Source organism: Bacillus atrophaeus (assembly GCF_001584335.1).
Classification (GTDB): Bacteria; Bacillota; Bacilli; order Bacillales; family Bacillaceae; genus Bacillus; species Bacillus atrophaeus.
In genome coordinates this window covers 172,481-189,300 of the sequence record NZ_LSBB01000023.1, presented here as the reverse complement: position 1 = coordinate 189,300, position 16,820 = coordinate 172,481, and the positions used below count along the sequence as shown (strand labels likewise).

Sequence of the window (16,820 nt, the reverse complement as noted above, 5' to 3'; positions counted from 1 at the left end):
AATGGCAGACTTATTAAACGGTAAAGATGAGATTTTCTTTGTGCAGCCAATGGATGCAAAAGATGGAGAAGGTCTATTTATTGCCTTTCAGACGGAAGGATCACACACGAAAGAACAAGATACACTTGACGAGTCCACAAAGTCAGGCCGGATCGTTGGATACGGTACGAAAAACGAAAGCTTTGAACTGACGTATTTTGCTGCCGTTACCGACCCAGGACAAGAAGCAATTGAACAAGCATTTGACGACGAAAAAGCAATTAAAGTCTGGAAGGCGAATATCAACAAAAACGCAGAGGACAAACATCCTGCTGTTTATGGGCATGCGATTATCGAAAGTTTAGAGTCGAGCTCTCCACAGGATGGCTTTGTTGAAGTATCAGTCACTTTACCGGTATTAGGAAAAACTTTTAAGGGAGAATTGCCAGCGATCCCTGATGATGTGTTGGCCACAATCAAATCATCGGCCGGCGCTAAAGCCTTTGAAGATTTCGGCACTAAAAGCACTACGCCCTAATGCGCCCCAAAATCTATCGTTCACGGCTATGACTGACAGCGTGACCGTGAAATGGGATGCGGTAGATGGGGCGACTTCTTATAAGGTCTACAGGGGAGCGGGCAAGCAACTGGACGCAACTGTCTCAGGCACATCCCACACCTTGACAGGAATTGCGGCCGACACGAAACTGACGGTCAACGTCTCTGCTGTGAACGATGCGGGCGAGTCCTCAATGACTGAGATTGTCACACAAACACAAGCGGTTACGCCCTAATACACCCCGTAATATAACCACGACAAGCGTCACGTCTAACCAAGTGGGTTTTAAGTGGGACGCGGTGAAAGGGGCGACATCGTACAATATTTATCGGTTTTATGCCAAGGTAGCGACTGTCACAACGAATTCGTACACGTCAAATCCTAATCTTTCCCCGGACACTTCTTATATTTTCAATGTGTCGGCGGTGAATGCTGTAGGGGAGTCGGAGAGGTCGGCGAACTATACGATTCGGACAAGCAAAGAAACATAGGGGCCCAGCTGATGCTAGGGCTCTTTTTAACATACAAAAAATTATTCGGGGGTTTTTATAAATGGCTTACTTAACTATTGACGGAAAAGATTATACTGCACGTTGTGATTTTGCATTCGACAGAACAGCAAACGAAAAATATGCGAAAGAAGATAAAAACGGCGATAAATCAGGAGGTACGTTATCAATTTACATCAGCTTATTAAACGATGACGCCGTTTACCTATCAGCGTTCTGGGATTGTGCGCTTGCTTATTTGAAGAAAGGGAGACCGTCTGTAGAACAAATTGAGGATGCTATCGCTCAAATTATTAATGACGATGAGACTGGGACAGCGGTTGATAATTTGGTGAAAGAAGCATTTAACACATTGGATTCTGCTGGTTTTTTCAAAGGAAAGGTCCGTCAGCACTGGAAGATGCTCGAGAAAATTGGGGAGCCGAAGAAAGCCAGTCCGAACGAGACGCCGGAGATGGAAGCCAAGCGATTGGAAGAGGACGAGAGCAACAAGGAAATGTTGAAGATGATGAAAGATGCGTACAACGAGAAAAAGGAATTGACTATGACCAAGTAATTACAAATTCTGCTCATTGGCTTGGAGTTTGCGATGTGGATTTGATCATGTCATGGACTCCTAATGAGTACAAACTTTTACTCAAAGGTGCCAAACTTCGGGAGATCGACGAATTGGAGCGTATGGCTAAAAACGCAATGTTTCACCGTTACGCTATGAATGAGAAGCGCCCGAAAGAAACAAAAATGTTTGATGCACGGAAAGCAAGACGCCAGTTAGAACGTAATATCACTGGTGATAACGATAAGTGGCGCCAGTCAGATGTCAATGAGCTCGGCAAACGTGCGAAAGGCGTTCAACGGTTTAATGACGCTATACGTGCTCGTTTCAGTAAGCAAGAAACCAAGGAAAAGGGGTGAAGATATGATCGAAAGATTGACAGCTATCGTTGAAGCTCAAACAAACAGATTTAATAGAAATATGGATCGGGTCAATGACATGATGCGTCGGATGACCGATCACCATACTGTTGAAGTTGATGCCGAAATTGCTAGTTTTCAATCAAGGGTGAGGCAGGCGGAACAGCAGATTGATAGATTTATTCACCGGCACGAAAGAACCCGTGTTGATTTAGATGCAGACTCAGACCCCTTGACGCGAGCTGTTTCAACAGCAAGGACAGCATTAGCCTCGTTGCGAAACCGAGTTACGACCAATATAAATGGTGATACATCAGATTTAACAAGATCAGTTGCCGTTGCACGAGCAGAAACTAGTTCCTTACCTAACCGAGTATGGATTCATATTGAGGCCCGAATTGATCGCTTTGAAAACTCTATGAATCGCCTTGCTAAGATCACTAACTCAGTTTCAACTGTCATCGGTCATTCGCTTGCAGGAGCTTTCACAGCCTTATTGCCAGCAGCTTCGCCAGTGCTTGCCAGCATTACTGGGGCTATTGGTGCCTTGGGACCGATGCTCGGAGTGGCAGCCGGCGGCGTTATGGGCCTCGGTAGTGCTTTTGCGACGGCTGGCACAGGTGCTATGGCTTTTGGAGCGCTTGCCATGACTTCTATAGGCGATGTATTTAAAGCCTCTGAAGACCTGGCCAAGCTTCAGGAAAAGCTGGATAATGCAACGAGCGCAAAAGAACGCGCTAAAATCATGGAACAGATCAATAATCTGCAAAAGTCTCTCGGAAAAGAAGAGAAAAAAGCGCTGGACACACTGGAAGACTTCAAAAGTAATTGGCAGGACATCGCGAAAACGGTGCAAAAGCCAATTCTGAAAACATTCACGAGTTCGCTTACAACTTTTAAAGGCGTACTGAATAGTTTACGGCCTATGTTCAAGAACGTGGCCAATGGCGGCGTTCAATTAGCAAAAAGCATGAATGCAGCCTTCAAAGATGCCGATATGAAACGGTTTATCGGTTACATGAACAAAAATGCGGGCCAAGCATTCGTAACATTCGGAAAGATCGCCGGAAACGTCCTACGAACAGTCATGAATTTATTTGTCGCCTTTGGTCCTCTTGGAAACAACATGGCAGCCGGAATGGAAAAAGCAACAGCCTCATGGGTGAAATGGTCAGCCAATTTGGGTTCATCTGAGAAATTTCAATCATTTATAGAATATACGAAAACAAACGGACCTAAATTGTTGCAGATCATCAGGAATCTGTCAGGTGGATTGACAAAGCTATTCACTGGGTTTGCTCCGATGTCCCAAGACATGATGACATCCCTTGTCGATATGACAAAACGTTTCAATGAGTGGGCCGGCAGCGTCACCAAAACAAAGGAATTCCAATCATTTATCGACTATATCAAAACAAATGGTCCTACTGTTTGGAGCACAATAGGCCAGATAGCCAAGACAATTATCAATTTGCTTGTGGGTATGGCGCCACTAGGACAATCAATCTTACAAACTGTAAACAGCTTTCTTAAACTAACGAATGCAACTATGGAGGCAAACCCCGCAATCGGTCATTTCATAGCAGTTGCCATTTCGTTAATTGGAGCTTTAAGAGCCATCGTTCCAGCCATGGTTGCTGTTAGCGCCGTAACAAACGGTTTTAAAGACTTTCTGACAGCAGCAAGATATATCAGAACATTCCGTGATACAGCGGCTGGCGTGAGGTTAGTGGGTATGATTGCTTCGATGAAATCCGGGATCGTTGCAGCTGCACAATTTACTAAACAAATGGCTGTGACAGCCGCATCATCTACAGCTAACGCCGTGAAAATGGCAGCTTCATGGACTGCAATGAAAATAAGCGCTTTCGTGACAGCTCTTAAAAATGGAATAAAGCAAATGTTGCTATGGATTAAGCAAATGGCCGTCATGGCGGCTCAATCTGTAGCTCAAGCCACACGAATGGCAGCGGCATGGACTGCGGCGAAAATCAGCAGCTTTATTTCATTCTTGGCGGCCGGCATTAAACAAATGATCCTATTCGGTAAACGGCTTGTGATTCTAGCGGCTCAATCACTTGCACAGGCGGCGAGAATGGCAGCGGCTTGGGTTATTGCGATGGGACCTGTCGGATGGATAACGGCGGCTGTTGTCGCATTAGTTGTCTTGATCATAGCAAACTGGGACAAGGTGAAGGAATATACGCTTAAAGTGTGGGGCGTTATTTCACAGTGGCTTAAATCAGTATGGGAAGGCATCAAAACGGCGGCCACGACGACATGGAATGCAATAACGAATTTCTTCTCTACCGTTTGGAACGGGATTGTATCAGGAGCTAAAACCATTTGGGGCGGCTTGCTGGCCTTTTTCAAATGGGAGTTCAATCTCTATAAAACTATTTTCACAACAGTATGGAACGCGATAAAGACCTTTGCTTCAACAGTATGGAACGGAATCGTCAAGACAGGTAAAACAGTCTGGAATGGTTTAAAAACGTTCTTCACAACTTTGTGGAATGGAGTAAAGAAAGTCTTTACCACAGTATGGAATGTTATAAAGTCAGCGACCACTTCTGTTTGGAAAGGAATTGTCTCAGCAGGAAAGTCCATTTGGAATGGGTTAAAGACATTTTTCAACAACTTCCTTAATGGTCTAAAAAAGATATTTACGACTGTTTGGAACGGTATTAAGACATCTGTCACGGCCGTATGGAAAGGCATCGTTTCTGCCGGAAAAACTATATGGAACGGACTGAAAACGTTCTTTAACAATTTCCTTAACGGATTGAAAAAAATCTTTTCAACTATCTGGAATGGAATAAAGACAGCTGTGACAACCATTTGGAAGGCTATCGTTACATCAGGAAAAGCCACTTGGAATGGATTAAAAACATTCTTCACTAATTTTCTTAATGGATTAAAGAGAATTTTCTCTACCGTGTGGAATGGGATTAAAACAGCAGTAACTTCCATCTGGAAAGCGTTAAATTCAACAGCTAAAACAATCTTTAATGCTATGAAAAATGCTATCACAAACATCATGAACAACGTTAAGACCAAAATAAAGAGCATTTGGAATAGCGTTATGAGCTTTTTCAAAGGAATAAACCTGGTTTCCATTGGCCGGAACATTATACAAGGCTTGATTAATGGTATAGGTAGCATGGCGGGTGCATTAGCTAGCAAGGTAAAATCTATGGCTAATGCAGTACCGAATGGTATGAAAAAAATGCTTGGAATCCATTCTCCTTCCAGAGTTATGCGTGATCAGGTTGGTTATCATGTCGGAACTGGTATGGCTGCGGGTATTGATAAATCTCAGGCAAAAGTTAAAGCGGCGGCGGCCAGGGCAGCAAAAGCAGCACAAAAAGCGGCCGAAGTAAAAGTAAACAATAAAATTAAGAATGCTGAAGTGAAATATGACACCAAGAAAATGGGTGCCGATACTTACATCAAGACTTTGCAGAAGATCCAAAAACAGAACAAATTAACAAGTGATCAGAATCGGAAAATCCAACGAGAAATATATCAAGCATCGAAAAGTGCCTCTGATAAACAAAAGAAACTTTTGAAAGAGCAGCAACGCAAGGAAGCAAAAGCCAAGCTTGCATACACCAAAAAAGTGTCTGATCAGATCAAACGTGCGGAAACCAAGTACGATACAGGTAAAATCAGTGGGAATACGTACGTCAAAACGCTTCAAAAAATCAACAAAAAGAACAAATTGACATCGGATCAGCAATTGAAAGTCCAGCGTGAAATATTCCAGACGCAAAAAACAATGGCTGATAAGGTGAAGAAGCAGAAAGAAGCCGAGAAGAAGGCAGCCGACAAGCTCAACAAAGGCATTTTGTCCGCAAACAACACGTATTTATCCAAATTCAAGAGTGTTAATGACAAGTTGACGTCTGATATCAAGGCGGCCAACGATGCCTATAAGAAAGAATTACAAGACCGAACAGATGCGATATACAACGCAATCGGTCTATTTGACAATGTTTCAAGTGAGAAGGTAAGCGGTTCAAAGCTTACAGCGAACCTGAAAAAGCAACTGGAAAAAATCAAATCATTTAACTCTGATATCGCAAGTATTGCAAGCAGGGCGCCAAAGGCATTTACTGATGAATTGAAAGAGATGGGTGTTGGTTCTGCTGATCAGATTAACGCAATTTCTCGGATGTCTGCGCCTGAGTTAGATAATTATGTCAAGCTGTGGCAAGAAAAACATCAACTTGCAAGCGCGCAGGCATCGCAAGAATTATCTGGTCTTAAGAATGAAACAACCAAGAAAATAAATGAATTGCGTTCGGCTGCAAATAAAGAATTGAATCTCTTGAAAAATGATTATCTCCGGAAAATTGGAGAGCTTACGGTCAATGTGAAGCAGCTTGGATCTCTGAAGAAAAGCGGGAAAGCCATTGGTTCAAACACGATGGCCGGAATCATTTCTGGAATGAGAAACATGTCAGGAGAGCTTGCGAAAGAGGCAAATTCAATTGCATCGACGATTGAAAAAACCATTAAAAAGAAGCTTAAAATTCATTCCCCATCAAGATTGATGCGGGATCAAGTGGGTATCATGGTTCCTGCTGGTATCGCTGTAGGAATTCAAAACGGCATCGGTACGGTCCAGAAAGCAATGAACGCTGTAAGTGATGCAATGAACATCCAGCAAGAGGATATGAATTTTGCATACGACACATCCATTTCAAGCGGTGATCTTGGCACTGTCAGAAAGGAATTGAGCGCTGACGTAAAAAACTTTGAATTGCCTGACAGAATGATTGTCATTGAGATGGACAGTAAGAAAGTCGGCCAGGGTGTAGAAAAACCAGTGACCGATGCACAGAAAAGGTCAAACAAAAGGAGGGTGAGATTCAATTGAACTATCAGGAGCTTTTGCCTAACCAATGGAAAATTACATTCAACGGAGTTGACATTTCACCCTTCTTTTATGTGAAATCAACTGGCGGCCGGGGAGTAATGGGAAGAGAAGTGAATACAGCTACTATAGGAAACCGTCCCGGCGGTTTCCTCCGTGGTACCAGAATACCCGTGAGAGTTATAACCATAGAGGTGCTTTTTGCTTTCGGTAGTGAAGAGGAATTGAAAAAGAAACAAGAAGAGTTGACCTTTATTTTGCATACTGATGAGCCAAAACCACTCATTTTCCACGATGAGCCCGATAGAACATATTACGCTGTCTTTGAAAATATTTCAGAAAGCGAAGAACAGGGAGGCATTCAGCCTGCCACACTCACTTTCCTTTGTCCTGACCCTAAAAAATATGGTGCAGCATCATCATATGAGTTTGATTCTGGCATTCATACTTTCACGAATCCAGGTTATGCCGATATTGAACCGAAAATCGAATGTATTTTTACCGAGGGAGGCACTTCATACGAAGTGTCTCTTTTAAATGCAGATAACTCTGTATCTAAGAAAATCAAGATTCTGTACAAATTCATTGCTGGCGACACTCTCGTGATTGATTCAGCGAAAAGGAAAGTCACCTGTAACGATAATTTGATCATGACAGCCCTACAGATACAGTCTGATTGGTTCAAAGTACCACCAAGAACACCAATCAAAATGAATTTTAGTCACAAAAGCAGTATCAAATTTGATGAAGCTTATTTGTAAGGAGGTCCGTTTATGGCTGACATGTATATACTCTCACCCGATGAAGAATTGCTGACAGTGCTGTCCAGCGACGGACAAGATACCTGTACTTTTTGGGATGCAAAATACAAAGAAGAGCTGAATAAAGGCTCTTCTTTTTCTTTTATTGCAGATGCGGCCCATCCGGATGCACGCTTTCTATATGAAGAGAATCAAGTGATATTCAAGGATAAGGACGGCGTTCTCAGGCTTTTCGTCATAAAGGAAATTGATGATACTGACGAAGACGCAGAGGTCAATACACTTGTAACCTGTGAAGCTGCCATGATGGAACTGGCGGAAACTTTCGTTAAAGACTTTCGACCAAAGGATAAAACTGCACAATTTGTTTTAGACAATGTCCTTGCCCGTTCAAGATGGGTGGCAGAGGTAACGGCAGAACTTGGCACAAATTCAACCACGTTCTATAAAAAAAGTGCCCTTGATTGCATCGCGGAAGTGATAAACATATGGGGCGGCGAACTGCGGGATTCAATAGAGTTCGATGGCAATAAAATTACGAAGCGAATTATAAAAATTGTTCCCCGGCGAGGTAAAGACGGCGGAAAGCGTTTTGAAATAGATAAGGATACCGAAAACATCCGGCGTACGGTCATTAGCTACCCAGTGACAGCTCTTTGGGGATACGGGGCATCCATACCATCTACCGATGAGGACGGAGAGGAAACGGGCGGTTATTCACGTTTTATCGACTTTTCTGAAGTGGAATGGAAAAAATCAAAAGGCGATCCGGTTGATAAGCCTCTAGGTCAGGAGTGGGTTGGTGATCCGGATTTATTAAAACAGTTAGGGCGGCTTAAAGACGGCGTTCTGATCCACAGAGAAGGCGAATACAACAACGAGGATATAACAGAGCCGGAAGAGCTTTTAAAGGCCACATATGATCATCTGATAACAACAGCATCAAAAACAGAAGTTAATTATGAGTTGTCGGTCCAGTTGCTTCAAAACGTGCCCGGATATGAGCATGAACATGTGGAGTTGGGAGACACCACGATTGCTATCGATCGGAACTTTGCTATACCGATAGAAACGTCACAGCGGGTTATTTCGATGGAATACGATATAACCGATCCTGACAATACTTGCGTGGTGGAAATCGGGCAATTCTTATCGACCTTGCAAAAAGATACTCGGCTGGATCAGATAAAATCTATTATTGATAAAAACCGTGGTACATGGGACAGCGGCGGTAACCCTATTGTTACAGATGGCAGTTTTCTGGATAAAAAGCCACCGGTCCCGTCTAATGTTGTTGTCAAAGCCATGTTTCAAAACGTAGCGATCACATGGGATTACAACCCATCCAGTTATATTGCTGCTTACGAGGTTTACGCTTCACAGATGAACGACTTTACTCCATCAATAGAGAATCGAATTTTCAGAGGCAAAACAAGCGGATACGAGCATTTTACGGGAGTTAATGAAGTTTGGTATTATCGCCTGCGTTCAATCAACACACAGGGCACGGCAAGCGAATATACAAAACAGTTTTCCGCGACTACTCAGCGGGTTTTGACAGATGACATCATGTACGGAGCTGTAACGACCGAAAGGCTTGCTGATTTGACGATAACCGCTGATAAGTTATCAATGACGCTTTCGGGGCAAAATATTCTGCCGGGTTCTATTCTCAGAAATCTTGATGAAATATGGCGGTTGAACTCATCTAATAGAACGTTAGACACATCAAAAGATTTTAATGAAATCAGAGTCGTCAAAGGAAGCGACACTAATGCAGTGTACGGCATTACCTTTTCCGGAAGAAATGGTTTGAAGTTGACGAAGGGGAAAAAGTACACCTTGTCTTTTGAATTAAAACGAACTAACTCTCCGGGTTTCAATTACACACGGATAAGAGAAGGCAATAAAGAAGTATTTGCGATTCCTAACACTCTAACGAACTTAACGGACCCACCAGACCAATTCGTCCGTTATGATCTTGTATTTACACCTAACGTAACGATTAGTAACGGGAGTTTGTGGCTGGGTGACAGCACAGTTAACGTTACAGATGCGGCAGAATTCACAATAAGAAAAATCCAAATAAGAGAGGGGGATGTAAGAAAAGAATTTGCTCTCAGCCCTTACGATACGCAACTTATTGACGGGGCTATTACATCTGCTTTAGTGGCTGAGGCGGCTATAGGGACCGCGGCAATTCAAAACGCTGCTATCGCAAAAGCGCATCTTAAAGAGGCGATCATCGACAACGTTCACATCATTGACGGCTCTATCACCACAGCGAAAATCAAAGACTTGTCTGCTGACAAAATCACGTCAGGAACGATACAAGCCATTGACATTGTGGGGTCTCTTATCCGCGGTGGTAGGTTTGAAGCAATCTCCGAGAACGTCCGAAACCTTGAAGCGTATATCGAAGGCGATAAACTGTATCAATACAAGCGAGTGACGGGTGGAGATTATAACAGAATGACGTTAACCTCCGGTTCTTTGGAACAGCAAAGCGGAAATATTATCGGCGATGATGAAGAAATATATCGAACAGTTAAAATCGGTGACGGGAAAATAACAGTAAAAGGAGGGACGGAAACTGACAACGTAGATATAGACACGCCTAGGATCGAGCTGTACGGGAGTAATGCCATACACGTTGAATCCATCATAGACATGAGCATCGACAGATTGTCGAGCGTTCCAGGGGACGCGTTGAAAATAACAGCGAGCAGTGACAACGGTTTAGATGTGGAAGACATGAAGTATTTTTCTACATGTCACAACAGCGCTATATTTTCAGGTTCATCAACAATAGCGAGATTCAGGACTACTAACTTTGATGTCGATGTTACGGGTGGAGCGCGCATAAGAGCAAAGAAGGGCCTTACAATCCAAGGTGGTCCCGTAACCCTGCCGATGAGTTCTTACGTTGTCGGAGGGAACGCAAAAAGCGTCGCGCATAAAATAATGGGCGGCGGCGTGTCTAAAGCTTTACAAAATAAATACGGAGGATTACAGCATGGACTTATGACTTTCTGTTTCACAACGTCCATAGGTCTTCCGCCAGGTGGTGGGTCAACAGCATACCAAAAGTACACGAGACTTTATTTTTTCGATGATCAATACAACGTATCCCCGGAACAAGTTTTTGCAGCAACAGCAACGGCAGTCGGTCCATATTCGAATGCGGTTACTGTCGGGATAGAAAACTGGGGCGCAGAAACCTATGATTTAGGTGTACGTGGAACCGGGACGACCTCCGGGGTAGCTGGGAAGTCAATCGAAGTTCAGATAGTAATATTTTACGAGTCTCCATAAGGGTGGGAATTGGAAAATGGTTGAAATAAGAGAATTTAAAGCTAGGGTGTATTACACAGAAAATATAAAAATCACACAAACGAACGCAGGAATTGAAATGACAGAGGGGGTTGTTCAGAGAGTAGGCGGGAACACATATCCCATGGAATCCGTATCTTTTGATCTGACACCGGATGACTCTGTGAAAGTGGCTTATCAATTGTATGCGGTCCTGGATAATGAGACCGATGAAATGAGCTACGTACTGACTAAAACGTATGTCGATGGTGACGGGTATTATCCGGGGTATAACATGGAGAAAAGATTGATTCTAACCCTTGTCGATATCGTTGTCGATAAGGATGGCAATCGCGCTGGACACATTACGAACTATGTTAAATCTGAGGAGGAAACAAAAATTGAAGCTTGATCCGATTGAATTAAACAAGGAAGCGAAAGATAGAGCGCAGGAAATAACTGAAGAGCAAAAATTAAAAGAACAGGTTATGGACCTTCAGCGCGTCTGCAATCTTTTAATGGCAAACCAATCGTAGGAATCGGAGGGGAGCCCATTGGAAAAACGAAGTGCTCTTTACGGATTTTATGAGGATTGCTGGAGGAACGGAACCGTTTTGACTGCGGAAATGAAAATAGCTGTCAAAGACAAAAGAATAACTCAATCAGAATATGATCAAATTACTGTGATGGAGCGCGGCGATGCCTATCCTGACCAAGAATAAAGGAGTGTTTTGAATGCAAGAAATGACAAAGGAGCAACTTCAGGAACAGCTACAGATTGAACTTTATAAGTCTGCCTCATTACAAGAAGAGTTGAATCAAAAGAATAATGAGTGCGCCGAATACAAAGCCTTATACACATTTGCTCAAAAGAAACGCGAAGAACTCGAAAAGCAATTAAACGCGACAACAACGCCAAAAACAAATAATAGTGAACCAGCACCTGTAACCGAATAGGTGTTTTAATTTTGCCTCAAAGGAGGCGATGCGTATGAAATAGGTAAAAGGGGGGCGTACTAATGTCACAATTGACGGAGGTACCGGATATGAATCCATTAGAAAAAGAATTGCACCAAATAGCATCAAAACAAGAAAAACTGGAATTGCGGGTTTATTCATTAGAACGCTCTTCAGATAGGCAAGATCAGCAGATCACTTCTTTAAATGACAAGCTCAATAAAATTGAGGAGAATACAACATGGATCAAGCGCACTATTACAGGCGCTATCATAACAGCGATCTGCACCGGGATTATCGGTGGGACAATCGCTATTTTTTATAATCTTTTGCAAAAATAAGGAGGAAAACACAATATGAAAAACTTTGACAAAGGCACAGTCGTTCGGACTGCGCTTCTTTTAATTGCTTTAATCAACCAAACAATGCTGATGTTCGGTAAATCACCTTTGGATATTACCGATGTTCAGGTCAATCAGCTTGCGGATGCGCTATACACTGCTGGCTCTCTTATTTTCACAATCGGAACGACTATTGCAGTGTGGTTCAAAAATAACTATGTGACAGCAAAAGGACATAAGCAAAAAGCCGTGCTAAAAAATCATGATCTAACCAAATGAGGTTGCCATCGGGCAGCCTTTTTTATTTCAAAATAGAATAGGAGAGAATATCTATGACAGTCTCAGTGAAAAAGAATCTTGTATCAGAGGAAAAATATAAATTAAAATGTCCTAATCATATGGACGCTGAATACATTACCATCCACAACACGTACAATGATGCATGTGCTGCTAATGAGGTTAGCTACATGATCGGAAACACCAGTTCAACTAGTTTTCATTTTGCTGTTGATGACAAAGAAGTAAGGCAGGGTATCCCCACAGATCGCAATGCATGGCACACAGGAGACGGCACAAACGGCACCGGGAACCGTGAGTCTATCGGTGTTGAAATCTGCTACAGCAAGTCAGGAGGCGCGCGATACAAGGCGGCAGAGGAAAGAGCCATCAAGTTTGTGGCGCAGTTACTAAAAGAACGAGGCTGGGGCATTGATCGTGTTCGGAAGCATCAAGACTGGAACGGCAAATACTGCCCTCACCGTATTTTATCAGAAGGACGATGGGACGAGGTTAAGGCTGCCATTGAAAAAGAATTGAAAGCGCTGGGCGGAAAGACTTCTAGTTCCTCAGGGAGTTCGTCAGGATCAACTTACACAGTCAAAAAAGGAGATACTCTTTCCGGAATTGCAAAGGCTCAAGGGGTAAGCGTGGCAAACCTGCAGAGTTGGAACGGCATAAAGGACCCGAATAAGATCAAAGTTGGTCAGAAATTAAACCTAAAAAGCAACGGCGGATCTTCGGGTTCATCAACGAGCAGTAAAAAGTCATCATATACGCTGCCCTCAGGTATCTATAAAGTGAAAAGCCCATTGATGAAAGGAGCGGCTGTCAAACAGATTCAGAAAGCGTTGGCGGCTCTTTATTTCTATCCTGACAAAGGGGCGAAGAATAACGGCATTGACGGTGTGTATGGTCCGAAAACAGCAAACGCAGTAAAACGGTTCCAGATGATGCATGGGCTTTCTGCAGACGGTATTTACGGACCGAAAACGAAAGCGAAATTGGAAGCACTATTGAAGTAGTAAAAAAGAAAAAGCCCTCAAAAGAGGGCTTTTAATCTTGGTTCAAAACCTTATCAGATGGTTGGTATTTTAATTTCTTGATCAATTTATCATGAATTGATACTTCAGATCCTTCAACAACACCAGAGAAATTTACTTTTTTGCTGGAGGGGTCATAGTGAAAAATGTAATAGTTGTCTTTATTGTTTTCATTCTTCACATAAACCGTTTTAGTAAAACCTTTAGGTGCACTTAAAGAATTAAACATAGGATATTCTTCAGATTTAATATCCTTTTTGGGAATTCCATAGTCTGAAATATATTGATCAATTTTATCTTCAGCTACTTTTCTGCTGTTAAAATGAACAAGTAAAGAAGCTCCAACAACAATAATAACTAAAGCAATAAGAGAAAGTACTATTTTTTTTACCATTTTATATACTCCTATTTAATATTGATGTACCATTGCAGGGCGGTACTTAGCAGTGAAAACCCCAGGTAAATCATATGGCATAACATATCCATGTTTGGCCCTAACAACAGAAGCTGAGCCAGAGCCATAATAATACGCATCATATACTAGCTTTGAACAGTAGCTTGGCGACTTTTGATATAAATGACGATCTATTTTATAAGCTATATGAATATTTTTTTTAGAAGATCCATTACTTGAATAATAGTTTCTATCTGCATATCTTGCCACTTTAGCTGCCATACTACTATTTTTTAGTCTATATACTTTAATCCAGCCATGGTTATATTTAGACAACCATTGTGAAACGGTAAGTTGTCTATTATTATCACTTTTGTTTCCGTATCCTGGCATATCTAGAATATGATTTGCTCCATTAGCAATTGCTGAATGTCCAACAATACCGTTTGATGAAGTAGAGTTAGTAATCAATATATCTCCCGGTTTAATTCGAAAACTAGATAGTTGCGTAACTTTGATGTTTGATGTGGATGTTGATAGCATTGTAGCTTTTGTTTTTGTTGATCCTAATGTATAGGTTGTAAACTCAGTATTGTCATCTGCAGGTGGTTGACCATAATGATTTAATTTAATCCACTCTGTGTATCCAAGCGTGGGATCTAAAACATTTTCATTTATTCCTGCATCATAAATCTTCTTGTATCCTACATTCTCCTTTAACCAGTCATCATAACTTAAATCCTGTTGATTAATAACTCCTTCTTTAATAGCTTGATTATAAATTGCATTATAATCAATTTGTTCTTCTGCTCTAGTGTGCATTGGTATTATAACAGAGCAAATAGATACGAGCATTAAAAATAGAATAATACTGCGCTTTTTCATTCTTCTTACCTCAATTCTTGTTATTTCTATTACTTTTGACCCTTATATCAGAAGGTCTAAAGCAACAGAGGCAATAATACCATAATTTTGCTGGTAATTACCTTAAATTTTCCTTAACAAACTAAATTAATAAGAAAAGTAACTTTTAAGGAAGAAGAACTTATTTCCTTAATCTATTGACTGTTGTAAATAGATGTTGTATAATTAAAGTATAGAAAGGAGGTGCTGAAGTGGACGACGTAAGAAACATAGTTCTTATCATCGCGGCAGTCGTGACCATTGTCAAAAATATCTACGATATATGGCAAAAGGAGAGCGAAAAGCGAGAGAAGAACAAAAAAAAGCGCTCCCGCCGGGTAAGCAAGAAGCGCTGAGACATAGTGAGAGACAAGGGGATTGCTCCCCTTGCTCTTACCACATTATATCACGTCCACGAGCATATGAAAAAATATTTTAAACAGTACAGTACATTAGATATGACCACTTTGTTAATCATAATAGCGGGAATTGTTGCTATTGATTTCGAAAACGCCGGGACTCTCGGTAAGATCACAGGCATCATTTTATACTTGGCTGCGATCGTCACGTTATTAAAAGGATTCATTATGATATGGAGAGAGAAAAGCCATGAAAGAAAGCGAAAAAATTAAGTTTATCCAGGAAGAAGTTTTGACGGCAGCTGAAGCCGGGGAGCTGCTTGGAATCACCCGGCAGCGTTTGAGCACCCTTGTGACTTCTGGAAAGCTCAAGCCGGTTAAAAAGGTTGGGACAGTTGCCTTGTTTTTGCTGGGACATGTGCAAGCCCTAAAAAAAGAGTTAGAAGCCGGCCGGAAGAAATACCGGCCGTATGATGAATGAAGCCCTTCTCGAGATGAGGAGGGTTTTTGTTTGTCATACGTTTGGCAGTTATTAGTGAAAAATACTTTGACCCGTTTATTGATTATTTCCCATTAAATGTGTCCATATTATAGGTTAAAGGAGTTTACAAAAACCTTCTTTCCGGCTAATATAATGGTACATGTAAGCATATAATATGATGCTTGCTAGGAGGGGAATTCAATGCCATCAGTATCGACTTTTATATACTGTGAAAAAGCAGAACCAGATCAAAATGGAAAACTGACAGTAGTACAACCTTTATTATCATTAATCCCTGCGTTTATACCAGGTATGTTTTCTTTCTCAATAGCTGCAGGATTAAAGGGTTTAAAAGAGGATATGGAATTAAGGGTTTTGTTTAAAACTCCAAATTCGCAAGATGCACCTTTAGTTGATACAAAGACGATCAAAATCACTAAAGACTTTCTTGGGGAAAATTCCTTAAACTTGCCTGATAGTGAACAAGGTGTTGTCTTTAACATGGACTTAAGAAATATTGTACTCAAAGATGAAGGTTATTATAAGACAGAAATTATTGCAGATGGAACAAGCCTTGGGGAATTTCCGATTTATGTGAAAGGAAAGGAAACATTATGAATACAATTGAATTAAGAACAAGTGATTCAATGGTTGAACCTGTTTCTTTAAAACCGCATAAAATGTTACAGGCTACTGGAATTTTTTCTTTTGCAATTGCTTCGGTTTTCGGTGGAAGTGCAACCGTGCCCCAAATAAATGTGAATAAAACCATTGTTCAAGAGTCAATTGTAGATACAAATGTTAAAGGCAAATCGACGGACTCAGGTAATTACAATGAAAACTTCTCCATAAATTACAACTCAGGGATATCATTAAATCCAGAAATTAAAACGGTGTCAAGTATTTCGTCGAACAAATCCATATTGGAGGGGGAAATAATGGCACAGAAATATGATTTTGAAAATATTGAAGAGGTGATTGTAGGTCCAGATATTAAGGCAAAACCTTATGAAACGTTCGATTTAATCGACGACATTTCCTTTACAACGGGGTCAAGTCCTTCATTAGATTTCTCCAAAGTAGAAGAAGTAGAGGTTTCTGACTTAATTAAAGCAAAACCGTATGAAATTTTTGATGTGTAATTATTTG

Annotated in this window: 22 protein-coding genes; 20 read left to right on the top strand and 2 right to left on the bottom strand. The window is 41.4% G+C overall.

Annotated features, from left to right (window positions below; genetic code table 11):
- Window position 1: 1 nt before the first annotated feature.
- From AXI57_RS20220 to AXI57_RS20165, 15 genes are all read left to right on the top strand, one after another.
- The gene (locus AXI57_RS20220; protein ID WP_061671116.1) at window positions 2–517 is read left to right on the top strand and encodes a phage major tail protein, TP901-1 family; all 516 of its coding nucleotides are present in this window, start codon (window positions 2–4) and stop codon (window positions 515–517) included.
- Window positions 441–773, top strand: coding sequence for a fibronectin type III domain-containing protein (locus AXI57_RS20215; protein WP_061671115.1), 333 nt, complete (start codon window positions 441–443; stop codon window positions 771–773). The genes AXI57_RS20220 and AXI57_RS20215 overlap by 77 nt, the downstream gene beginning before the upstream one ends.
- Complete coding sequence (locus tag AXI57_RS21180) at window positions 742–1,029, top strand: fibronectin type III domain-containing protein (protein ID WP_223251927.1); 288 nt, start codon at window positions 742–744, stop codon at window positions 1,027–1,029. The genes AXI57_RS20215 and AXI57_RS21180 overlap by 32 nt, the downstream gene beginning before the upstream one ends.
- A gap of 61 nt (window positions 1,030–1,090) precedes the next feature.
- A complete protein-coding gene (locus AXI57_RS20210; RefSeq protein ID WP_061671114.1) occupies window positions 1,091–1,603 on the top strand; it encodes a tail assembly chaperone in 513 nt (170 codons plus the stop codon).
- A gap of 47 nt (window positions 1,604–1,650) precedes the next feature.
- The gene (locus tag AXI57_RS20205) at window positions 1,651–1,962 is read left to right on the top strand and encodes a hypothetical protein (protein ID WP_061671167.1); all 312 of its coding nucleotides are present in this window, start codon (window positions 1,651–1,653) and stop codon (window positions 1,960–1,962) included.
- A gap of 4 nt (window positions 1,963–1,966) precedes the next feature.
- Window positions 1,967–6,847 (top strand): hypothetical protein, encoded by a 4,881-nt coding sequence (locus AXI57_RS20200; protein ID WP_061671113.1) that lies wholly within the window; start codon window positions 1,967–1,969, stop codon window positions 6,845–6,847.
- Complete coding sequence (locus tag AXI57_RS20195) at window positions 6,844–7,605, top strand: distal tail protein Dit (protein WP_061671112.1); 762 nt, start codon at window positions 6,844–6,846, stop codon at window positions 7,603–7,605. Before AXI57_RS20200 ends, AXI57_RS20195 begins: the two co-directional genes overlap by 4 nt.
- 12 nt (window positions 7,606–7,617) lie before the next feature.
- The gene (locus tag AXI57_RS20190; RefSeq protein WP_061671111.1) at window positions 7,618–10,920 is read left to right on the top strand and encodes a phage tail spike protein; all 3,303 of its coding nucleotides are present in this window, start codon (window positions 7,618–7,620) and stop codon (window positions 10,918–10,920) included.
- Window positions 10,921–10,936: 16 nt separating this feature from the next.
- The gene (locus tag AXI57_RS20185) at window positions 10,937–11,329 is read left to right on the top strand and encodes a hypothetical protein (RefSeq protein ID WP_061671110.1); all 393 of its coding nucleotides are present in this window, start codon (window positions 10,937–10,939) and stop codon (window positions 11,327–11,329) included.
- Window positions 11,319–11,453 carry a hypothetical protein gene (locus AXI57_RS22340; protein ID WP_255265371.1) on the top strand — a complete coding sequence of 45 codons (135 nt, stop codon included), beginning with the start codon at window positions 11,319–11,321 and terminating at the stop codon, window positions 11,451–11,453. Before AXI57_RS20185 ends, AXI57_RS22340 begins: the two co-directional genes overlap by 11 nt.
- Before the next feature lie 18 nt (window positions 11,454–11,471).
- Window positions 11,472–11,639, top strand: coding sequence for an XkdX family protein (locus AXI57_RS21535; RefSeq protein ID WP_106048444.1), 168 nt, complete (start codon window positions 11,472–11,474; stop codon window positions 11,637–11,639).
- Between the two features lie 13 nt (window positions 11,640–11,652).
- Entirely contained in the window at window positions 11,653–11,874 is a 222-nt protein-coding gene (locus tag AXI57_RS20180; protein WP_061671109.1) for a hypothetical protein, read from the top strand.
- A gap of 89 nt (window positions 11,875–11,963) precedes the next feature.
- Window positions 11,964–12,215, top strand: a complete 252-nt coding sequence (locus AXI57_RS20175) for a hemolysin XhlA family protein (protein ID WP_371845857.1) — start codon at window positions 11,964–11,966, stop codon at window positions 12,213–12,215.
- A 15-nt stretch (window positions 12,216–12,230) separates the two neighbouring features.
- A complete protein-coding gene (locus AXI57_RS20170; protein WP_061671107.1) occupies window positions 12,231–12,494 on the top strand; it encodes a phage holin in 264 nt (87 codons plus the stop codon).
- Window positions 12,495–12,547: 53 nt separating this feature from the next.
- Window positions 12,548–13,516, top strand: coding sequence for an N-acetylmuramoyl-L-alanine amidase (locus AXI57_RS20165; protein WP_061671106.1), 969 nt, complete (start codon window positions 12,548–12,550; stop codon window positions 13,514–13,516).
- A gap of 31 nt (window positions 13,517–13,547) precedes the next feature.
- Here AXI57_RS20165 and AXI57_RS20160 read toward each other — a convergent pair whose 3' ends face one another.
- Window positions 13,548–13,928: a DUF3139 domain-containing protein gene (locus AXI57_RS20160; RefSeq protein ID WP_061671105.1), complete on the bottom strand. Its 381-nt coding sequence runs from the start codon at window positions 13,926–13,928 to the stop codon at window positions 13,548–13,550.
- Between the two features lie 15 nt (window positions 13,929–13,943).
- Window positions 13,944–14,813 (bottom strand): hypothetical protein, encoded by an 870-nt coding sequence (locus AXI57_RS20155; protein WP_061671104.1) that lies wholly within the window; start codon window positions 14,811–14,813, stop codon window positions 13,944–13,946.
- Window positions 14,814–15,043: 230 nt separating this feature from the next.
- Between AXI57_RS20155 and AXI57_RS21830 the strand changes: the two genes are divergently transcribed.
- From AXI57_RS21830 to AXI57_RS20135, 5 genes are all read left to right on the top strand, one after another.
- A complete protein-coding gene (locus tag AXI57_RS21830) occupies window positions 15,044–15,187 on the top strand; it encodes a hypothetical protein (RefSeq protein WP_169800258.1) in 144 nt (47 codons plus the stop codon).
- Window positions 15,188–15,253: 66 nt separating this feature from the next.
- Window positions 15,254–15,463, top strand: coding sequence for a hypothetical protein (locus AXI57_RS20150; RefSeq protein ID WP_061671166.1), 210 nt, complete (start codon window positions 15,254–15,256; stop codon window positions 15,461–15,463).
- The gene (locus AXI57_RS20145) at window positions 15,441–15,671 is read left to right on the top strand and encodes a helix-turn-helix domain-containing protein (protein WP_015382966.1); all 231 of its coding nucleotides are present in this window, start codon (window positions 15,441–15,443) and stop codon (window positions 15,669–15,671) included. Before AXI57_RS20150 ends, AXI57_RS20145 begins: the two co-directional genes overlap by 23 nt.
- Before the next feature lie 201 nt (window positions 15,672–15,872).
- Window positions 15,873–16,289 carry a DUF6941 family protein gene (locus AXI57_RS20140; protein WP_061671103.1) on the top strand — a complete coding sequence of 139 codons (417 nt, stop codon included), beginning with the start codon at window positions 15,873–15,875 and terminating at the stop codon, window positions 16,287–16,289.
- Window positions 16,286–16,813 carry a hypothetical protein gene (locus tag AXI57_RS20135; RefSeq protein WP_061671102.1) on the top strand — a complete coding sequence of 176 codons (528 nt, stop codon included), beginning with the start codon at window positions 16,286–16,288 and terminating at the stop codon, window positions 16,811–16,813. The genes AXI57_RS20140 and AXI57_RS20135 overlap by 4 nt, the downstream gene beginning before the upstream one ends.
- Window positions 16,814–16,820: the final 7 nt, after the last annotated feature.